Origin of the sequence: Paraburkholderia sp. GAS33 (assembly GCF_050436645.1) — a bacterium.
Taxonomy (GTDB): Bacteria; Pseudomonadota; Gammaproteobacteria; order Burkholderiales; family Burkholderiaceae; genus Paraburkholderia; species Paraburkholderia phenazinium_B.
On sequence record NZ_JBNDMP010000006.1, the window covers coordinates 258,318 to 278,848 of the forward strand.

The following is a 20,531-nucleotide window of genomic DNA, read 5'->3' on the forward strand; positions in this document are numbered from 1 at the left end:
GTATCAACTTCAGCTTGATACTGGGCGCTGTGTCAGACCATTCTATTCGCCCTCCATCAGAAGAATTGACCATGTCTGTCAATGACTTTAAGGCCATCGCGATGTTCGCCAAAGCCGTGGAACTCGGCAGCATCCGGCAGGCTGCACTGGCTCAAGGCGTCACACCCCAGGCAGCCAGTCAGACCATCGCACAACTGGAACTGCATCTGGGAGTTCGTCTGTTGCATCGGACGACGCGTAGCCTCGCTCTGACCGAGGAGGGCCAACGATTTCTGGAAAATACCCAGCCCGCTCTGGCGGCATTGGACAGGGCCGTGGCCCAAGCACGGGAGTCCAAGGATGAAATCGCGGGCCCGCTGCGCATCGTTGGACCGAAATCGTCGTTCGCCGCGCTCCTCATGCCACTGCTCGACGAGTTCTGCCGCGCGCACCCCGGTATCCAGCCGGACGTCCAGCTCGATGACGGTATCGGCAATTGGGTACTGGATCGCGTCGATGTCGGTTTCAGGATCGGGGCGTCGGCCGGTGAGGGCGTGATCGGTCGGCAGCTTTTCCCGATCCAGATGATCGTATGCGCTGCGCCCGACTATCTCAAGGCGCACGGAGCGCCATCGACAGTCGATGACCTGGCGGCGCACCGCTGCAGCGTATTCCGGCATCCGGACACCGGCAAGGTAGCGCCCTGGTACTTGACGGTGGATGGCAAGCTCGAACATCGGCAGGTGTCCCCTGCGTTCGCGACGGACGATTCAGAGCTGGAAGTGCAAGCAGTGCTCGCGGGGCAAGTCATGGGGCAGCTCTCGAGTCTCTCGGCTGCGTGCCATATCCGCGCGGGACGACTGGTTCCCGTTCTCTTGCCGCATATGAGCACGTACTTTAGTTTGCACGTTTACTACGGAAGCCGAACTGCTCAACCCAAGAGAGTCCGAGCGTTCCTGGATCTCGCCATTGCCCGCTTGCACGATTGCGGCGACTACGTGCTCGCTGACAAAGAGCTAGCGCAGTTCAATTCGCGATTGAGGCGAGCCATCCGGGCGCGGTAGCGCACCCAGCACGCGGTTCGGTTCGGATCGTTCACCTACCGACTGATCGACCGAATTCGGCTGCGAAGCGATCATCCGCCGGCGTCGAGCGAAGTCGACTTGGTGCGGTCGCCATCGGCCCGGTCTCGGCCATCTGCAGTTGTTCGAGTGGGCGCCGGTTCCATGTTGAGTATCAACCTGTCGTTGGCGTGCGTCCCGCTGACGTCGGATTTGAACTGCCGGCAGACATGACCTTTGAGATGGTGAAGATCGACAGGGACGTGCTGGGAATGGAGCCCGATGAGCGCTCCAGAACGATCAGTGCGTTGACAAGCATGGGCCATGAGATGGGCGCCGTGGTCGTGGTCGAAGGAATTGAGACCGCGGCGCATCACAACGTCGCGCGGGCAAGCCGGGCCGAATTCGGTCAAGGTTTCTTCTATAGCCGTACGCTCGGTGCCAGCCAGCTGAAAGCATTTCTCCAGACCGCCAATGCCCCTTCCTCAAAGCCGGCGGGAGCTGCAACCGTGCTCGGCGCGTTAGCGGAGGCGTTGCGTCAGCATCCGGTACAGGTTTGCTGGTTTATGACGACGCTACATCAGCCCACTGGCGCGACGACCACTTGAATCAGGACGATGGGCGGCGAACCATCGAGGTCCGCTCATGTGGCAGCGGGGGCGTTCATATCCGGCCCAATCGACACTTGACGCAGTTCGTCAGCGATGATCGAGATCAACGCGTCAGCCGCCGCACTCAGCGGCCGGCGCGGGTGGCTCACACAGACGATATGGCGCACGATGCGCGGCGCGAGGATCGGATAGGCGCGCAACGTGCCTTGCCGCACGGCACGTTCGACGGCGATGCGCGGCAGGATCGTGGCAAAACGCGTGCTCTCCACGAGCTTGACGATGGTGGAGAGCACATCGATTTCGAAGCGCGGCGCAAGCAGGATGTCTTCATGCTGCGCGGCTGTATCGAGCACGCCGCGCAGACCATGACGTTTGGTCGGCAACACGAGCTCCAGTTCGGGCAACTGCGCCAGTTCGATCGCGTGCGGCAGATCGGGGCCGTGGGTGGCGCTGGTGACCAGCACCATCTCCTCATCGAGAAGCGGCTGCGCGTCGAGCGACAGCCGCGAGCGGGGCTTGTTGATCAGCGCAGCGTCGAGCTGGCCGCCCGCCACCCAATCGATGAAAGTGGCGCTATAACCGTCCGCCACGGTCACTTCGACGTGCGGATAACGCGTATGAAAGCGCGACAGCGAATCCGCGAGGACGCTCTCCGTCACCGAGGCGATCAGTCCAATCGCGACGTGACCGGTCACAACTTCGTCGCGCTGCACGAGTTGCTGCCGGGCATGGGCGAGATCGCGCACGATCGGCAGGAACAGGCGGTACATCAGCCGCCCCGCCGCGGTCGGGGCCATGCCGTGCGCACCGCGTTCGAAGAGTTGCTGGTGCAGTTCGTCTTCGAGCCTGGCAATCTGCATGCTCAATGCGGGCTGCACGATGTTCAGGCGCTTTGCGGCACGCGTGACGGAACCGTCTTCGAACAGCGCGATGAAATACTGGATTTGCTTGAGGTCCATAGCGATCTGAATGGGACATCAACCCGGGTGCGTCAATCCGGGGACCATCAACGTAGCTAATGAGCTCCGTCCACATTATCAGGTCTGCGCCGAAAAGCGCACCAATGGATGTTCCGGATGGTGCCGCTCCAGCCTGCCTGACACGGAAGTTCTATGGATATCGTTTTGTAAGCCGGGTGTCATTGGGGCTAACACGGATATCAGCATTAGTGATTAAAAACATCAAAAAACAGTATTAGAACTTATACAGCGATCTCGCTACGCTTCATTGCATATCTCGCAGCGACCGTTCCCCGGCGCAAAGCGAGGCATTGATGGAGACGTAGATGAACACACGCGATGCCGTCACGAACGGCACCTCTTCCTTGCCGTGGGCCCCGCAATCCGGCGTGCTGACGTTGCGCGACTGGCTCGCGCATCTCGCAAGAACGGATCGTCTGGCGACGATCGACAAGCCCGTCGCGCTCGAACATGAACTCGCCGCCATTGCCAAACGTCTCGACGGCGAGCAGGCCGCGTTTTTCACGAAGCCGGCTGGCCATGACATTCCGGTCGTGAGCGGCTTCATGTCAAAGCGCGCCTGGATTGCTGAAGCTATGGGCGTGGCTGAGTCTCAACTGCTGACGCGATTTCGCGAAGCGGCCGGGCAGCCGGTTGCGTCGCAAGTCTTGCCGCGCGACGCTGCGCCGTGCCAGCAGGTGGTGCTGACGAAGGATATCGATCTGCGCGCGTTGCTCCCCATTCCCACGCACAGCGAACATGACAACGGCCCGTATATCACGGCGGGTCTCGTGATCGCGCGCAATCCGCGCACCGGCGTGCAGAACGTGTCGATCAACCGCATCCAGGTGCATGGCCCGGACCGCATGGCGATCCTGCTGCTGCCGCGTCATTTGTACGCGTTTCAAAAGGCCGCGGAAGAAGCGGGCGATGCGCTCGACGTGGCAGTCGCCATTGGCGTCGACCCGCTGACTATGCTCGCTTCGCAAGCAATTACTCCGATCGATCACGACGAGCTGGAAATCGCCGGCGCGCTGCACGGCATGCCGTTGCCGGTCGTCCAATGCGTGACGAACGGCGTGCATGTGCCCGCGTTTGCAGAGATCGTGATCGAGGGCCGCATTCTGCCCAACGTGCGTGAGCCGGAAGGTCCGTTTGGCGAATTTCCTAAGTACTACAGCGCACGGGAAGCGCGTGAAGTGATCGAAGTCACTGCGCTCACGCATCGCGAGAAGCCGATTTTTCATACGATTGTGCCGGCGGAAATGGAGCATCTGCTGCTCGGCGCGATTCCGCGTGAGGCGACGCTGCTCGCTCACCTGCAGCGCAGCCATCCGGGCGTGAAGGACGTGCACCTTTCGGTAGGCGGAGTGTGCCGCTATCACCTGTGGATCCAGTTCGACAAGAAGCGGGAAGGAGAGGCGAAGAATGTGATCCTCTGCGCGTTCGGCGCGCATTACGACATCAAGCAGGTGGTGGTCGTCGATACCGATGTGGACCTGCACGATCCGGCGGAAATCGAATGGGCGGTGGCGACGCGTTTTCAGGCGGATCGCGATCTGGTGGTGATCGAGGGCGCACAAGGCTCGCCGCTCGATCCGTCCACCACGGTCGGCCAGCCCGAGGATGCGCCGCTTCATCTGCAAGGCGTGAGCGCGAAGATGGGGCTCGACGCCACGCGGCCGGTCGTGTATCCGGCGCACGTGTTCACCCGCGTGCGGATTCCCGGCGAGGACAAGGTCGATCTCGATGCGCTGGTTGCGGCGGACAACGCCAGCTTCGCTGCTTATCTGGGTGCTGACGTGGGCAAGCACCATGACTGAGCGTCAGCGCGAGCGCATTGTCGTTGGCCTCTCCGGGGCCAGCGGCGCGGTCATCGGCGTGCGCTTGCTCGCCGCGCTGCGCCGGCTTGGCACGCATGAGACCCATCTCATCGTGTCGGCCTCGGGCGCGGTGACGGCCGCGCAGGAGTTAGGTCTCAGCCGTAGCGACCTCGACGGCATGGCCGACGTGGTCCATAACGTGCGCGATATTGGCGCCTCGGTTGCGAGCGGTTCGTTCCTCACCTCCGGCATGGTGATTGCACCGTGTTCGATGAAAACGCTCGCGAGCGTCGCGAACGGCTTCGCCGACAACCTGCTGACGCGTGCCGCCGATGTCATGCTCAAGGAACGCCGCCGCCTCGTGCTGGTGGCGCGGGAAACGCCGTTGAACCTGGCCCATCTGCGCAACATGACACTCGCCACCGAGATGGGCGCGATCGTGATGCCGCCGGTCCCGGCGTTCTACGCGCACCCGCAGACTATCGATGATGTGGTCGATCACACGGTGGGGCGGATTCTGGATCTGTTCGGCATCGAGCATCGTGAGATCGCACACCGCTGGAGCGGCCTCGCCGACGAATTTGCAGGCCGCGATGAGGGCACAGACCGATGAACCAGCGCGATACGGCGTTCGCCGAAATCAAGCCGCGGACTCCGGCCGAAGCGAAAGAAGCGGCTCCGGGCGCAGCACCACGGCGGCACGTCGGCCGCCCGATGCAGCGCCTCGAGGACCCCGCGATCCTGACAGGCCGCGGCCGTTATGGCGACGACATCGGCGTGAAGCCTGGCACCCTGCATGCCGCGATCTTGCGTTCGCCGCATGCGCATGCCGAACTTGCTGCAATCCGCACCGAAGACGCATTGAAGCACCCGGGCGTGCGAGCTGTGCTGACCCGCGATGATCTGCGCGCATGGTCGCGGCCGTTCGTCGTCGGCGTGAAGTCGCCCATGGAGCAATGGTCGCTGGCGATGGACCGCGTGCGTTACGTCGGCGAACCGGTGGCCGTCGTGCTGGCGGAATCGCGTGCGCTGGCGGAAGACGCACTCGACCTGATCAGGGTCGACTACACGCTGCTCGATCCGGTGACGTCAATCGAACAGGCGGCCAGCGACGGCGCTCCCATTCTGCACGAGCGCGTCGATACCAATGTGATCAGCGATCGCCACTTCCGCTATGGCGACCCCGAGGCCGCGTTCGAGAAGGCGCCGCACCGGGTGAAGCTGGAGGCGCATTATCCACGCAACAGTTGCGCGCCGATTGAATGCGGTGTGGTGATTGCCGAGTTCCTGTCAGGCGACGAAGGCTACGACGTCACATCGAATTTCATGGGACCGTTCTCACTGCACGCGGTCATGGCGATGGCGCTGAACGTGCCGGCGAACCGGCTGCGTCACAAAGCGCCGCGCGACTCGGGCGGCAGCTTCGGCGTGAAGCAGGCGGTGTTTCCCTATGTAGTCCTGATGTGCCTCGCCTCGCGCAAGGCCGGCGCGCCGGTGAAGTGGGTCGAGGACCGGCTCGAACATCTGAGCGCGGCCACCTCGGCGACGGCGCGCTTTTCGACACTCGAAGCCGCCGTGGAAAACGACGGCAGGATCATCGCTCTCTCCTACGACCAGCTTGAAGACTGCGGCGCCTATCTGCGCGCGCCGGAACCCGCGACGTTCTACCGGATGCACGGTTGCCTGACCGGCGCCTACGCGATCCCGAACCTGCTGGTGCGCAATCGTGTCGTGCTAACCAACAAGACACCTACGGGGCTCGTGCGCGGCTTCGGCGGCCCGCAGGTGTATTTTGCGCTGGAGCGGTTGATACAACGGATTGCGCTCACGTTGAAACTCGATGTGCTGGAGGTCTACCGGCGCAATTTTGTCGCGGCGGATGCGTTCCCTTATCGCGCTGCAGCCGGTGCGCTGCTCGACTCGGGCAACTATCAGGAGGCGCTACGTCGCGCGTTGTCGGAGGGCGGCTACGACGAGCTCGTTGCGCGCCGTGAAGCAGCCCGCAAGGAGGGCCGCCTCTACGGCATCGGCTTTGCGGCGATCGTCGAGCCGTCAGTGTCGAACATGGGATACATCACCACAGTGATGCCCGCCGAGGCCCGCAAGAAGGCGGGGCCGAAGAGCGGCGCGATTGCGAGCGCGACGGTGAGCGTCGATCTGCTGGGCGGTGTGGTGGTTACCGTGGCGTCCACTCCGGCGGGGCAAGGGCATATGACGGTCTGCGCGCAGGTCGTCGCGGACGTGCTCGGCATCGAGCCGCAAGACATCGTTGTCAACGTCGAGTTCGATACGTACAAGGATGCCTGGTCGGTTGCAGCGGGCAATTATTCGAGCCGTTTTGCGGGCGCGGTGGCCGGTACGGTTCATCTTGCTGCCGTGAGGGTGCGCGACAAGCTGGCGCGGATCGTCGCCAACCAGTACGGCTGCACGACCGATGAAGTGTGTTTCGAAGGCGGACGTATCTATGTGAAAGGCGCCGAAGACAAGGCGATGCCGTTCGGCCGTGTCGCCAGCAATGCGCCGCATTGGGCGCCCGCTCTATTGCCGGAAGGCGAGGAGCCGGGACTGCGCGAAACCGTGTTCTGGACGCCGGAAAACATGGACGCGCCCGACGAAAACGATCGCATCAATACTTCGGCAGCCTATGGTTTTGCCTTTGATTTGTGCGGCGTCGAAATCGATAGCGCCACCGGCCGGATCCGCATCGACCGTTACGTGACGGCGCACGACGCCGGCAAGCTGCTCAACCCCGCGCTCGCCGACGGCCAGATTCGCGGCGCGTTCGCTCAAGGGCTGGGCGCGGCGCTGATGGAGGAGTTTCGTTATGGTGCAGACGGCAGCTTCCAGTCGGGCACGCTCGCCGATTATCTGATGCCAACCACCTGCGAGGTGCCAGATCCGGTCATCGTGCATCTGGAAACGCCGTCGCCGTTCACGCCGCTTGGCGCGAAAGGGCTCGGCGAAGGCAACAACATGAGCACGCCGCCGTGCATTGCCAACGCGGTAGCCGATGCGCTCGGTGTGGAGGACATCCGTTTGCCGCTCACGCCATCGAAAGTGATGGCGTTGATCGGCATCGACGATCCCGAACCATCGCGACCGGAGCTCCGTGAGGCGCCTGCCGCGAAACCGGCCGTGCCGGGTGGCGGCAAGGCGCTGACCGCGCAAGGCACGGTAGATCTACCCGCTACGCCCGAGGCAATCTTCGCGGTGCTGATGGATCCGAACGCGCTCGCCAAGGTGATCCCGGGCTGCCATGCGCTGGAGTCGACGGACACCAACCAGTACCGCGCGGATGTCACTGTTGGGGTGGGCATGATCAAGGCACGCTTCGAGGCGCAAATCGGGCTATCGGATCTCGATCCGCCGCATCGGCTGACACTGGCCGGCGCGGGAATCTCGCCGCTAGGCAGCGCACGCGGCAACGGCCTGATCGAACTGACGGCGACCGAGCAAGGCACGCGGCTTTCGTACGACTACGAAGCGCAGGTGTCGGGGAAGGTCGCAGCGGTCGGCGGCCGCATGCTCGAGGGCGCGGCGAAGGTCGTGTTACGCCAATTGTTCGAATCGCTTGGACGTCAGGCGTCGGGCAAGCCTCTGAAAATGAGCGGATCGTGGCGGTCGCGCCTGTTGGCGATCTTCAGGAGAACGACATGAAACCGGCGCCATTCGATTATCTGCGCGCCATGACGACGCAGGATGCGCTCGATGCGCTGGCCGAGACCGGCGAGGACGCGCGCGTCCTCGCAGGCGGCCAGTCGCTGATGGCCGTGCTCAACATGCGGCTCGCGCAACCGCGTCTCCTGATCGACATTTCGCGCACCGAGGAACTGAACACGGTACGCGTCGACAACGAGGCGGGCTATCTGGTGGTGGGGGCGGCGGCGACACAGGGCAGCGTCGAGTGGCGCGAGTGGCTGGTGAACGAAACGCCCTTGCTGATGATGGCCTTCCCGTACATCTCGCATTTTCAGATTCGCAACCGCGGCACGGTCTGCGGCTCGATTGCGCACGCCGATCCGAGCGCGGAATTGCCGCTGGTGCTTACTGCGCTGGGCGGCGAGGTGGTGCTGCGCTCGAAGAAGAAAAAGCGTGTACTGGCCGCCAAGGATTTCTTTCAGGGCATGTTGATGACGGCACGCGCGCCGGACGAACTGGTCGAATCGGTCCGCTTCCCGCTTAAAAAGCCGGGCGAACGCTATGGCTTTACGGAGTTCTCGGCACGGCACGGTGACTTCGCCATGGTGGCCTGCGCAGCAGTCGTGACGCCTGACTCCATCAGCCTCGCGGTGGGCGGTGTGGCGGACCGGCCGGTCGTCGAACGCTGGCCGCACCTGCAGGGCGATGATCTGCGCGGCGCATTGAACGATTTGAGCTGGAAGCTGGGCGCGCAGGACGACGCGCATATCAGCGCGAAATACCGCCGGCATCTGGTCCGGCAACTCGGATGGCGCGTGATCGAGGAGGCGAAGTGAGCAAGGCATCAAGCAATACCATGCGGCAGGGCGAAACGCAGCGCGTCGCGCTGACGCTCAATGGCCGCGCACGCAGCGGTCTGTGCGAGACGCGCGACCTGCTGTCGGATTTCATCCGCCACGAACTGGGTGCGACCGGCACCCACGTCGGCTGCGAACATGGGGTGTGCGGCGCGTGTACGGTACATATCGACGGTGTCGCGGCGCGTTCGTGCCTGATGCTGGCCGTGCAGGTGCAAGGGCGGCGTGTCGATACCGTGGAGGGCCTCGCGCCCGATCAGACGCTCGGCGATCTGCAGCAGGCCTTCCAGCGGCATCACGCGTTACAGTGCGGGTTTTGCACGGCGGGCATTCTGATGTCGTGCGCGGACTATCTGCAACGTGTGCCGGATCCGACTGAGGAACAGGTGCGCGAGATGCTCTCAGGTCATCTGTGCCGCTGTACGGGCTATACGCCGATCGTCGCGGCCGTGCTGGACGTAGCTGCGCGCCGCAAGCAGCGCAACGAAAGCCCGGAGGCCGTCCATGCTTGATCTCGGCCGAACGTTTCTGCAATGCGTTGAACGCAGTCCGAATGCGCTGGCGCTCGTGGATGGCGAACTGGAGCTAACGTACGCAGCGTGGCATCGCGTCATTCTCAACGTGGCCGACGGTTTGCGCGAGTTCGGTCTCGCACGTGGGGATCGTTTGCTGGCGGTGCTGCAAAACCGCTGGGAAATGGCGACGCTGCACTGGGCCTGCCAGTTCGCGGGCATCGTCATCGTGCCGCTGAACTGGCGCGCCAAGCCCGAAGAACTCGATTACTGCGTGACCGACGCGGGCGTCAAGGCTATCGTCTACGAACCGGTATGCGCTGACGCTGTGAGCCAGAGTCCCGCCGCGCAGAGGCTGCCGCGCATCGGACTCGACGGGGTGCCCGGCTGCACGGCCACATTCGACGCGCTGCTCGTCGAGCGCGCACATACCGGCGAAGCGGTCCATGCCACCGCCGACGACTACTCGCTGATCCTCTATACCTCCGGCACGACCGGCAAGGCAAAAGGCGTGCCGCGCCGCCACCGGCATGAGCGTGCCGCGGCGCTTGCGCACGTTGCGCAGAACCTCTATCGGCATGGCGAACGCACGCTCGGCGTGATGCCGCTTTACCACACGATGGGCGTGCGCTCGCTGCTGGCGATGGCGCTGGTCGATGGCCTGTTCGTCTGCGTGCGCCGCTGGAACGCGCGGCTCGCGCTCGATTCGATCGCCGCGTACCGGCTCTCGTGTCTGTATCTCGTGCCGACGCTTTATCACGATCTGCTCGCCGATCCGGGCTTCGCCAGCACCGGCACGTCCACGGTGACGAAGCTCGGTTTCGCTGGCGCGCCGATGAGCGACGGCCTGCTCAAGCGTCTGCAGCAGGCGTTCAAGCCCGAGCTGTTCGTCAATCACTACGGCTCGTCGGAGGTGTACACGTTCAGCATCGAACAGGACGCCACCAGGAAACCGGGCTGCGCAGGACGCGCCGGTATCAACACGCGCTTGCGGGTCGTGAAACTCGACGCACGCTCGCCGGACCAGCTCGCGCAAGTCCACGAAGAAGGCCAGATCGTCGCGGACCTGCTCGGCGACGAAGCCTTTGAGGGCTATTGGAACCGCCCCGACGCCAACGCGAAGTCGCTCCACGACGGTTGGTATTTCACCGGTGACACGGGCTATTTCGACGCCGACGGCGAGCTGTTCGTCACGGGCCGCGTCGACGACATGATCATCAGCGGCGGCGAAAACATCTCGCCGGTCGATATCGAGTCGGTGCTGTCGCTGCATCCGGCCGTCGACGAAGTCGCCGTGACCGGCATCAAGGACGAACGCTGGGGTCAGCGTGTGGTGGCTTTCATCAAGCGCCGCGAATACGTCGACGCGCAAACGCTCGACGCCTACTGCCGAACCTCTGATCTGGTCAATTTCAAACGGCCGCGCGACTACGTGTTTGTCGACGACATTCCGAAGTCGCCGGTAGGCAAGATTCTGCGCCGCAAGCTCTCTGCCGGCGAGTACGTGCTCGACGACCGCGAGCCCGTTGCACAACCTGTTCATACCACCAAGGAGTATCCGAAATGACTGACTTGACCCATCGCGGCCAGACGCTGCTTCAGGAGCTCGATGGCTTCTCGATCGAGATCGATGCCGCACGTGAGCGCGCCGACATCATCCTGCATCGCCCGCCGTTCAACGTCATTTCAATGCATGCCCGCGACCAGTTGCGCGCCGCGTTCGAAGCGCTCGATGAAGACGAGCGCGTGCGGGTGATCGTCGTACGCGCCATTGGCGAACACTTCTCTAGTGGCGGCGATATCAAGGGCTTTCTCGAAGCATCGCCGGAACATGTGTCGAAATTGGCATGGAATATCGCAGCGCCTGCCCGGTGCTCAAAACCTGTGATCGCAGCGAACCGCGGTTTCTGCTTTGGTGTGGGCTTCGAATTGTCGCTGGCTTGCGATTTCCGTATCGCCACGGATACGACGTTCTACGCGCTGCCGGAGCAGAAGCTCGGCCAGATTCCGGGCTCGGGTGGCTCCGCGCGTCTGCAGCAGATGGTCGGCATTGGCCGCACCAAAGACATCGTGATGCGCTCGCGTCGCATTCCTGGCAAGCAAGCTTACGAGTGGGGTATCGCCGTGGAGTGCGTGCCCGATGCACAACTCGAAGCGGCAACCGACGCACTCGTCGATGAGCTGCGCGCTTTCTCGCCGCTGGCACAACGTACCGCGAAGAAGCTCCTGAACGACACCGAAGACGCGCCGCTGTCCATCGCAATCGAACTGGAAGGGCATTGCTATAGCCGTCTGCGCACCTCCAACGATTTCCGCGAGGGCGTTGAAGCGTTTCATGGCAAGCGCAAGCCGGTGTTTCGCGGAAGCTAAGGACCACGATCAAAAAAAGACATAGCGGAGGAGCGAGGCATGGAGCGTTTCGATTACGTGATCGTCGGCGGCGGCTCGGCCGGATGCGTGCTCGCGCATCGGCTCTCGGCCGTGTCGTCGGTTCGGGTCGCGTTGATCGAGGCGGGCGTGGATACGCTGCCGGGCACCGAGCCCGCGGAGATTCTCGACAGTTATCCGATGCCGGTTTTCTGCGGCGATACGTATATCTGGCCCGATCTGAAAGCGCGTGCCACCCGGCAAGCCGCGCCACGCGTCTATGAACAGGGCCGTGTAATGGGCGGCGGTTCGAGCATCAATGTGCAATCGGCCAACCGCGGGCTGCCGCGCGATTACGACGACTGGGCTGCGAACGGTGCGCCGGGCTGGGCCTGGCGGGACGTCCTGCCGTATTTCTGCAAGCTCGAATGCGACGAGAATTTTCCGCAAAGTGCCTTGCATGGCGGCGAGGGTCCGATAGCGATTCGCCGCATCATGCCGGAGGATTGGCCGCCGTTCTGTCATGCGTTTGCCGATGGCCTGCGTGCCAATGGCTTCGCCACCTTGCAGGATCAGAACGGCGAGTTCGGCGATGGACTGTTCCCGGGCGCCTTTTCGAACCGGCACGACAAGCGCGTGTCTGCGGCGGCGGGCTATCTCGACGCGCCAACGCGCAAGCGGCCCAATCTGAGCATCTATGCGCAGTTACGCGTCGAACGCATCGTGATGGATGGGGCAGCGGCGCAAGGAGTGATCGCGGTGGCAGAGAACGGCGAACGCCTGCGCTTCGATGCCGGTGAGGTTGTGTTGTGCGCCGGGGCATTGCAATCGCCCGCGCTGTTGATGCGTGCCGGAATCGGCGAGCAGGGCGCGCTTGCTTCGCTCGGCATTGAATGCGTGGTCAATCTGCCTGGCGTCGGCCGCAATCTGCAGGATCATCCGTCGTTGACCTTTTGCCATTTTCTCGAGCGCGGCTTCCGCATGCCGCTCGCGAGACGCCGGGCGAGTATGACGGCGGCCCGCTTTACCTCGGGCGTGGTGGATTGCGAGGCCTCCGACCTGTATCTGTCGAGCGCGACGCGTGCCGCGTGGCATGCATTGGGTAACCGGCTCGGCCTGTTTTTCCTGTGGTGCAATCGTCCGCATTCGCGCGGTCATGTTCAACTGGTGTCGCCCGATCCGGCAGTCGCGCCGCACGTCGAGCTCAATCTGCTCGATGACGAGCGCGATCTCAAACGGCTCGCCGCGGGGGTGCGCATGCTGGCGAAAGTGGTCGCAGCGTCGGGACTGAGTCAGGATCAGCGCGACTTTTTCCCCGCTACTTTTTCGCCGCGTGTGAAGGCATTGAGCCGCGTCGGCAAAAGCAACGCCATGCTGACCTCGCTCGCCGGCCTGTTGCTCGACACACCTGCACCGATCCGCCGTGTGCTGATTGAACGCTTCTTTTCCCGTGGCCAGCAGATGGCCGCGCTGCTCGCCGACGAGCACATGCTGCACGATTTCATTCGCGCCAACGTGTTCGGCGTGTGGCACGCAAGCGGCACCTGCCGCATGGGCGAGGCCGGCGAACGGAGCGCCGTCACCGACACCGAAGGCCGTGTACACGGCGCGCAACGATTACGCGTCGTCGATGCGTCGCTGATGCCGCGCCTGCCGTCGGCCAATACGAACATTCCGACCATCATGATCGCCGAGAAGATTGCCGACGCGATGGTCATGAAGCGATGCCAGCGCGGAGAGCGGGATACGGTCCCGACTGCGGCGTCGCCTTGCTGACTGATTTCCTTCACGCAACAAGAGCACGCATATCAAGCGTGCCTGACACCGGTCCGCTCAAAAGAGAAGCCGGTAACCTTCAAGGAGATGGAGATGTCCGTAGCCGCACAAAATGGAGCCGCCTTACCCGCAGTCGACCAGAAACAGGTGATGGGCGCAGTGTTTGCCTCGTGTCTGGGATGGGCGCTCGACTTGTTCGACCTGTTCGTGCTGCTCTATGTGGCCCCGGTCGTGGGGCGACTGTTCTTTCCGTCCGAACATGCAATGTTGTCGCTTGCCGCGGTCTATGCGTCGTTCGCGGTGACGCTGTTCATGCGGCCGCTCGGCTCGGCGTGGTTCGGCTCGTACGCTGACCGGCATGGTCGCAAAGGGGCAATGATCTTTGCAGTCGTCGGCGTCGGGCTGTCGACCGCGGCCTTCGGCCTGCTGCCGACCGTCGCCCAGGTGGGGATGGTTGCGCCACTGCTGTTTGTCGTCCTGCGTCTCGTGCAGGGTGTGTTCGTGGGCGGCGTGGTCGCCTCGACGCATACCATCGGCACTGAGTCCGTGGCGCCGAGGTATCGCGGCGCGGTGTCGGGTCTGATTGGCGGTGGCGGAGCGGGACTAGGCGCGTTGCTGGCTTCGCTCACCTTCCTTGCGATGTCGGCGTTGTTCCCGGGTGAGCAGTTCGATGTGTGGGGGTGGCGCTGCATGTTTTTCACCGGAATCATCAGTTCGATGCTCGGACTCTTTGTCTTCAACAGTCTCGAAGAGTCGCCGCTGTGGAAAAAACTCGCGGCCGAGAAGGCCGCCAAAGCGGCTGCGATTGCTTCACGCGGCGGCATCAGCAACGCGCCCGCCGAGGTTGTGCGCTCGCCGCTGCGCACGCTATTTTCCAGGGACTATCGCTCGATCCTGTTCGTGAACCTGTTGCTGACCATCGGCGGTGGCAGCGGCTACTACCTGACCTCAGGCTATCTGCCGACCGTGCTGAAGGTGGTCAGCCACGTGCCGAATGGCTCGGCGGCTGCGATCCTGATGATCTCCAGCATCGGCGTCGTGATTGCGTCAGTCGCGGCTGGACATCTCAGCACCTTCATCGGCCGCAAGAGCACATTCATATGGATTGGCCTGATCCGGCTGTTTGCGTTGCCCGCACTGTGCCTGCTGCTGCCTACCGCGCAGAGCATTACGATGATCGGCGTCTATGCGGTAGTGTTGAGCGCGCTCGGTAGCGCGGGCTATGCGCCGATCCTGATCTTCCTGAACGAACGGTTTCCGACGGCGATTCGCGCGACCGGCACGGGCCTCTCCTGGAACATTGGCTTTGCCATTGGCGGCATGATGCCGACCGCCGTGTCGCTTGTGGCCAAAGACGCAAGCGAGTTGCCGCTGACGCTGGCGATCTTCGTGGGCGTGATCAGCGTGATCTTCCTCGCCGGCGCGTTTGTCGTGCCTGAGACGCGCGGCAAGCTCGACAAAACTGCTTCCCGCGAAGCGGTTTAAGGCATGCTGAGGGCGTTGGGCGAGCGCCCATGAAGTACGTCAGCGCACAGACACACCGGTCGTCACTCGGCGAATCTCGTCTGTGATGATTTCGATCAGCGCGTGCGCTGCCGGACCGATAGGCCGCTTCGGATGGCTCACGCGAATGATGTGCCGCACGATCGGCGGCGAGACGATGGGATAGGCGCGCAGCAGGCCTTCGTCGACCTCGCGCTGCACGACAACACGCGGCAGGATCGTCGCCACCTGACTCTGCTCGACGAACTGCACAATCGTGCTCAACAGGTCGATTTCGAACGTCGGCTTGATGACGATATCGGCCGCCATCAATTCCGCATCGAGCACGCCGCGCAGGCCGTTGCGCCGCGTCGGCAGCACCAGTTCGACGGCAGGTAGATGGGCGAGGTCGATTTCCGCGGGCAATTCGACGCCGTGCGTGGCACTCGTCACGAACACCATCTCTTCGTCGAGCAGCGGCACCACATCGAGTGAGAGGCGCCCGCGCGGTTTGTTGATGATGGCCGCATCCAGCCGGCCCGCTTCAACGGCGTCGATCAACTGCGCGCTGAACCCGTCAGCCACCGAGACTTCCACTTGCGGAAACAGCGCGTTGAACTTCGCGAGCGATTCAGGCAAAACGCTTTGCGCCTCGGACGCGACCATGCCAAGCGAGACCCGGCCGGTGACGATCACATCGCGCTGGCTCAATTGCTCGCGTGCATGGTCGATGTCGCGCATGATCGGCGTATACAGGCGATACATGAGACGCGCCGCGTCAGTGGGCGTCATGCCGTGCGGGCCGCGTTCGAAGAGCTTCTGGTTCAGTTCCGCTTCAATCTTCGAGATCTGCATGCTGAGCGCGGGCTGCACCATGTTCAGCCGCTTTGCCGCGCGCGTGACCGAGCCGTCCTCGAAAAGGGCGATGAAATATTGGATTTGCTTGAGATCCATAAGCCAGGAAGCGCAGCGTGTAGGGTTGAAGCTTCGAGTGTAATCGCTTGCGTGCCCGCAGATACGTGGCAGGCGATGCATTGAACGTACAGGGTGTCTCGAGCAAACGGCGCAGGATGTGTCCACTGGGCAATGCTCACGACATTCAGCGACAACAATTTCGACGTTTGCCCGGCAAGCGAAACCTTTCTTCCTGAAGCGATCGAACTGGGTGGAGCAGGCTGTATCAGCGCGACAGCAAACGTGAATCCCTCGGTGTGGTCGGCCGTTCGGCAGCGCTGGTAGTCCCATTCGACTTCACCCTTCAGCGTCACGTGTCCGTCCCTGACGACCGCCTTGATGTCGTCCGCCGCATAAGGCAGCTCGGCCTTCAGTCCGGCAATGATCTCGCGCACGATTTCCGGATCGGGCCGTTTGTTGACTTCGAGAGTTCGTCCATGGTCCGGGCAAGAGCCAGCTCGAGCCGTGCCCACTCTTGCTCCAACCCGGGTAGCCCGAAGCGCACGCTGGGGATAGCCGAAAAATAGCGCGTCCAGATCCCTTGCCGGGCGAGCCCCTGGTGCAGTGCCTCTGCACGTGGATCCGGCAACCAGGCAAACAGGGGAGTGCTCAGTGCGACCAGGCCGTGAGCCTGCAGCAACGCTACAAGCCGTGCGCTTTCAGACGCAAGTAGCATACGCATCTGATGTTGCCACGCATGGTCGCGGAACGCGTGTGCCACTGCATGGCGGGCGGGTCCGTTGACGGTCCAGGCGCCGAGATGGAGGCGTAGCGCTGCAAGTAACTCGGGCCGGCCCAGCGCGAAGCCGCAACGCGCTCCGGCGAGTCCGAAGAATTTTCCCGGTGAGCGCAGGACCACGAGTCCCTCGCGATCGACATACGCTGCCATCGACGAGCATGTCTCCGCAGGCAGTGCGTCACCGAACGTTTCATCCACGATCAGCGTGCCGCCGACCGCCGAAAGTTGCGCATGCCACTGCAACAGACGGTGCGGGTCCACTTGCTTCGTTGTCGGATTGTTGGGCGTGACGACGACCGCGTGGTTGACGCCGCAGGGCAACACATCGTCGTCGATGTCGAGTGGCACGACGGTGTGGCCCGCGCGCTCGAACGCAGGGGCATATTCGCCATAGGTTAGCGGAGCAACCGCGGCGACTCCGCGCCGAAGCAGTTCGGGCAGCGCCCGGATGGCTGCCTGGCTACCCGCCACTGACGTTATATGGTCGGAACTCGGCGCGCCATAGTACCGCGCGGCATCGGCGAGCAGGCCATCGCCATCGTCGGGCAGGCGGCGCCATATCTCGGCAGGAATGGGGGGCACCGGATAGGCGTGCGGATTGATACCGGTCGACAGATCGAGCCACGCGTCAAAACTGATACCGTAGCGCCGCACGGCTTCGCGCAGATTGCCACCATGCACGATTACGCCGGGGACGAGTGTAGGGTTGGGTGAAATCATGTCGTGATTGTATCGACAGGGGTGACGCAACGGTGGCAATGGGATAATCGTAAACCGTGTGATGTCTCTCGCACCTCTGCAAATTGCGTTGTGTGCCCCAACTCATCCATTTTTGATCGAGCCTCAGTTTCCTGATGACTGTTCCGAACGATTTCGCACCGGCTGTGCCTGGCGGCACGCTGATGATCCAGGGTACAACCTCCGATGCAGGCAAGAGCACGCTGGTCGCCGGTCTGTGCCGGCTGGTGTCGCGCCGCGGCGGACGGGTAGCGCCGTTCAAGCCACAGAACATGGCGCTCAACAGCGCAGTCACGATCGATGGGGGCGAGATTGGCCGCGCACAGGCGCTGCAGGCGATTGCGGCCGGCATTCCCGCGCATACTGACCTGAACCCGGTGCTCCTCAAGCCGACCAGCGATCGTGGTGCGCAGGTGATCGTGCATGGCAAAGCACGAATGAATCTTGATGCGCGCGCCTATCACGACTATAAACCGCTGGCCTTCAAGGCCGTGCTCGAATCTTACGCGCGCCTGCAGAAGCAGTACGACACGATTCTGGTGGAAGGGGCGGGCAGCCCGGCGGAGATCAATCTGCGTGCGAACGACATCGCCAACATGGGCTTTGCTGAAGCGGTCGATTGCCCGGTGCTGTTGGTGGCCGATATCGATCGCGGCGGTGTGTTCGCGCATCTGCTCGGTACGCTCGAATGCCTGTCCGAATCCGAACGCGCAAGGGTCTGCGGTTTCGTCATCAACCGGTTTCGAGGCGATCCAGGTCTGCTGAAGCCTGGGCTTGACTGGCTGGAGGCACGTACAGGCAAGCCGGTACTGGGGGTGGTGCCGTATCTGCACGGATTGGCGCTCGACGCCGAAGACATGCTGCCGCGTCTGGCGCATAGCGGTGCGGCCGATGCCGTGCAGTCTCTGCGGGTGGTCGTGCCGGCATTGCCGCATATCAGCAATCACACGGATTTCGATGCGCTCCGCGCGCACCCGCAGGTCGATTTCAGCTATGCGCTTGCGGGTATTCCGCCGCCGCCCGCGGATCTGGTGATTTTGCCCGGCTCCAAGAATGTGCGTGGAGATCTGGCCTGGCTGCGCGACAACGGTTGGGAAGAAGTGCTGCGTCGGCATTTGCGTTATGGCGGCCGGGTGATCGGTATCTGCGGAGGCATGCAGATGCTCGGCCAATCGCTGAGCGACCCGCACGGCGTGGAGGGCCAGCCGGGTACCACGAAGGGTCTCGGCTGGCTCGATTACGAGACCGTCATCACACGCGAGAAGATACTCAGGAACGTCACGGGCGCCCTGACGTTGAACGGTTCGCCGGACGTTTGCGGCTACGAGATTCACATGGGCGAAACCCACGGCCCCGCGCTTGCTGCGCCGGCTTTGTACCTCGTAGCGGATCAGTCGGACGGGAACGGTACACGTCCCGATGGTGCAATGTCGGCTGACGGGCAGATTCTCGCCACTTATGTGCACGGGCTGTTCGACACGTCGGCCTCCTGCAGTGCCTTGCTCGCGTGGGCGGGGCTGGCCGGTTCGCAAGCATTTGATTATCCGGCGTTGCGGGACGCGTCGCTCGACCGGCTCGCCGATACGCTCGAGGAGCACCTCGACCTGGCTCGGGTGTTCGCCGCTATCGGCAAGCGTGCGGACGCGTCACCCTGACTCCAGCCGACCCAGCTCAACTGAGCGCTTATTGCGCATGCAGATGCGCTTCGAGTTTGTCGTAGCCCTTGATCCGGTAAATCAGGAACGACAGGACCCAGGAGACGATGAAGATGCCAATGATGACGAAGCCGAGGTTGTTGAAATTCTCGTTCAACGTATCGACGGTCTGCCAGAACAGGCCCTTCTGCCTGATCTGGTCGGCAATCATCCCCAGCGCCTCGATACCGCCTATCACGACCGCGACGAGCACAGAGACCAGCGTAATCGTGAGGTTGTAGTAAAGCTTGCGGATCGGTCGCACGAACGCCCATTCATAGGCACCAAGCATCAGGATCCCGTCGGTGGTGTCGATCAGTGTCATGCCTGCGGCGAAGAGTACCGGAAACACCAGCACGATCCAGATCGACAACCCTTGAGATGCCTGGTGTGCCGAGATGCCGAGCAGGCTGACTTCGGTCGCGGTATCGAAACCCAGGCCGAACAGAAAGCCGAGCGGCAACATCCACAATGAGTTCGATACAAGCTTGAACAGCGGCCGGAACATCCGTGCGAGCAAGCCGCGACTGTTGAGTAAGAGGTCGAGATCGTCCTGATCGTACGGCTCACCACGCTTTACTTTCTTGAACGCCCGCCACACGCCGCGTAGGATGATCAGGTTCATGGCCGCGATCAAAAACAGGAAGATCGCTGAGACGCTGGTCGAGATCATGCCGCCGACGTTTTGCCAGGATTCGAACCGGCTTTCGAGCGCAGAGGCCGTAGCGGCAACCGCTGCCGCTACCAGCAAAACCACGGCCGAGTGACCGATGGCAAAGAAGAAACCGACCGTGACGGGCCGCCGGCCATCCTGCATCAGTTTGCGTGTGACGTTATCGATGGCGGCGATGTGATCGGCATCGACTGCATGGCGCAAACCGAAGCCGTAGGCGACCAGGCCGGTGCCCAGTAACAGCGGGTGACCGTGGAAGGCTATGAAGGCCCAGATCCAGCTGCCGACGTTGAATAAAGCGAGGACGCTGTAGATGGCAATCAGCCGATAGCGCAATGCGTCAGTTGGAACTGACCTTGAGTACGTGATGGACATGCAAGAATCCTGAGGTTCGGGCTGTCCTTACAGCAGGTATCCATTCGCGCAAACGGATACTTGGCGACTCGGACATCCCCGTCCGATCCGGCTGAGCAGACCTCGGTCGATGGCAGGTCTCCTGACTCGCACGTCACGATCCGGCACCGACCTTCCCGGTTGCCCAGTGGTCAAGCATGGTGTGGACTCGGCGCTTACAGTTGCGGGGGCAGTCGCAGACTTGAGCCGAGCGCTCTCACTGCGTTCCCGTTTAATCCCGGTGAGGGGAACCATCAAGGCGCAAGAGTACAGA

The 20,531-nt window shown here is 62.8% G+C and carries 17 protein-coding genes and 1 riboswitch; of the genes, 12 read left to right on the forward strand and 5 right to left on the reverse strand.

Going from position 1 to position 20,531, the window contains the following annotated elements:
• Positions 1 to 71 precede the first annotated feature (71 nt).
• Together P3T24_RS20625 and P3T24_RS20630 are read left to right on the forward strand one after the other, a co-directional pair.
• Positions 72 to 1,043, forward strand: coding sequence for a LysR family transcriptional regulator (locus P3T24_RS20625; protein ID WP_429437270.1), 972 nt, complete (start codon positions 72 to 74; stop codon positions 1,041 to 1,043).
• Between the two features lie 227 nt (positions 1,044 to 1,270).
• A complete protein-coding gene (locus P3T24_RS20630; protein WP_429437272.1) occupies positions 1,271 to 1,648 on the forward strand; it encodes an EAL domain-containing protein in 378 nt (125 codons plus the stop codon).
• 35 nt (positions 1,649 to 1,683) lie between these two features.
• On the opposite strand, the gene P3T24_RS20635 is transcribed toward P3T24_RS20630, so the two are convergent.
• The gene (locus P3T24_RS20635) at positions 1,684 to 2,610 is read right to left on the reverse strand and encodes a LysR family transcriptional regulator (RefSeq protein WP_429287960.1); all 927 of its coding nucleotides are present in this window, start codon (positions 2,608 to 2,610) and stop codon (positions 1,684 to 1,686) included.
• A gap of 326 nt (positions 2,611 to 2,936) precedes the next feature.
• Here P3T24_RS20635 and P3T24_RS20640 point away from each other — a divergent pair, with 326 nt between their 5' ends.
• The 9 genes from P3T24_RS20640 (at position 2,937) to P3T24_RS20680 (ending at position 15,069) form a co-directional block, all read left to right on the forward strand.
• Positions 2,937 to 4,433, forward strand: coding sequence for a UbiD family decarboxylase (locus P3T24_RS20640; protein ID WP_429437275.1), 1,497 nt, complete (start codon positions 2,937 to 2,939; stop codon positions 4,431 to 4,433).
• Positions 4,426 to 5,046, forward strand: a complete 621-nt coding sequence (locus P3T24_RS20645; protein ID WP_074267785.1) for a UbiX family flavin prenyltransferase — start codon at positions 4,426 to 4,428, stop codon at positions 5,044 to 5,046. Before P3T24_RS20640 ends, P3T24_RS20645 begins: the two co-directional genes overlap by 8 nt.
• On the forward strand, positions 5,043 to 8,090 hold the full coding sequence (locus P3T24_RS20650) for a xanthine dehydrogenase family protein molybdopterin-binding subunit (RefSeq protein WP_429437278.1): 3,048 nt from the start codon (positions 5,043 to 5,045) through the stop codon (positions 8,088 to 8,090). The genes P3T24_RS20645 and P3T24_RS20650 overlap by 4 nt, the downstream gene beginning before the upstream one ends.
• The gene (locus P3T24_RS20655) at positions 8,087 to 8,908 is read left to right on the forward strand and encodes an FAD binding domain-containing protein (protein ID WP_429437280.1); all 822 of its coding nucleotides are present in this window, start codon (positions 8,087 to 8,089) and stop codon (positions 8,906 to 8,908) included. The genes P3T24_RS20650 and P3T24_RS20655 overlap by 4 nt, the downstream gene beginning before the upstream one ends.
• On the forward strand, positions 8,905 to 9,441 hold the full coding sequence (locus P3T24_RS20660; RefSeq protein WP_429437282.1) for a (2Fe-2S)-binding protein: 537 nt from the start codon (positions 8,905 to 8,907) through the stop codon (positions 9,439 to 9,441). The genes P3T24_RS20655 and P3T24_RS20660 overlap by 4 nt, the downstream gene beginning before the upstream one ends.
• On the forward strand, positions 9,434 to 11,008 hold the full coding sequence (locus P3T24_RS20665) for an AMP-binding protein (RefSeq protein WP_429437284.1): 1,575 nt from the start codon (positions 9,434 to 9,436) through the stop codon (positions 11,006 to 11,008). Before P3T24_RS20660 ends, P3T24_RS20665 begins: the two co-directional genes overlap by 8 nt.
• Complete coding sequence (locus P3T24_RS20670) at positions 11,005 to 11,811, forward strand: enoyl-CoA hydratase/isomerase family protein (protein WP_429437287.1); 807 nt, start codon at positions 11,005 to 11,007, stop codon at positions 11,809 to 11,811. Before P3T24_RS20665 ends, P3T24_RS20670 begins: the two co-directional genes overlap by 4 nt.
• A 39-nt stretch (positions 11,812 to 11,850) precedes the next feature.
• Positions 11,851 to 13,584, forward strand: coding sequence for a GMC family oxidoreductase (locus P3T24_RS20675; protein ID WP_429437289.1), 1,734 nt, complete (start codon positions 11,851 to 11,853; stop codon positions 13,582 to 13,584).
• Between the two features lie 93 nt (positions 13,585 to 13,677).
• A complete protein-coding gene (locus P3T24_RS20680; RefSeq protein WP_429437292.1) occupies positions 13,678 to 15,069 on the forward strand; it encodes an MFS transporter in 1,392 nt (463 codons plus the stop codon).
• A 39-nt stretch (positions 15,070 to 15,108) separates the two neighbouring features.
• Here P3T24_RS20680 and P3T24_RS20685 read toward each other — a convergent pair whose 3' ends face one another.
• Genes P3T24_RS20685 through cobD form a run of 3 tightly spaced genes read right to left on the reverse strand, consistent with a single transcriptional unit; the run spans position 15,109 to position 17,479 of the window.
• On the reverse strand, positions 15,109 to 16,020 hold the full coding sequence (locus tag P3T24_RS20685) for a LysR family transcriptional regulator (RefSeq protein WP_429437294.1): 912 nt from the start codon (positions 16,018 to 16,020) through the stop codon (positions 15,109 to 15,111).
• On the reverse strand, positions 15,945 to 16,415 hold the full coding sequence (locus P3T24_RS20690) for a BON domain-containing protein (protein WP_429437297.1): 471 nt from the start codon (positions 16,413 to 16,415) through the stop codon (positions 15,945 to 15,947). The genes P3T24_RS20685 and P3T24_RS20690 overlap by 76 nt, the downstream gene beginning before the upstream one ends.
• Positions 16,391 to 17,479 carry a threonine-phosphate decarboxylase CobD gene (gene cobD, locus P3T24_RS20695; RefSeq protein WP_429437300.1) on the reverse strand — a complete coding sequence of 363 codons (1,089 nt, stop codon included), beginning with the start codon at positions 17,477 to 17,479 and terminating at the stop codon, positions 16,391 to 16,393. The genes P3T24_RS20690 and cobD overlap by 25 nt, the downstream gene beginning before the upstream one ends.
• Before the next feature lie 134 nt (positions 17,480 to 17,613).
• Between cobD and P3T24_RS20700 the strand changes: the two genes are divergently transcribed.
• Entirely contained in the window at positions 17,614 to 19,152 is a 1,539-nt protein-coding gene (locus P3T24_RS20700) for a cobyric acid synthase (RefSeq protein WP_429437302.1), read from the forward strand.
• A 28-nt stretch (positions 19,153 to 19,180) separates the two neighbouring features.
• On the opposite strand, the gene P3T24_RS20705 is transcribed toward P3T24_RS20700, so the two are convergent.
• Positions 19,181 to 20,239 (reverse strand): HoxN/HupN/NixA family nickel/cobalt transporter, encoded by a 1,059-nt coding sequence (locus P3T24_RS20705; protein ID WP_429437304.1) that lies wholly within the window; start codon positions 20,237 to 20,239, stop codon positions 19,181 to 19,183.
• A gap of 94 nt (positions 20,240 to 20,333) precedes the next feature.
• A riboswitch (cobalamin riboswitch) is annotated at positions 20,334 to 20,528 on the reverse strand.
• Between the last annotated feature and the right edge of the window lie 3 nt (positions 20,529 to 20,531).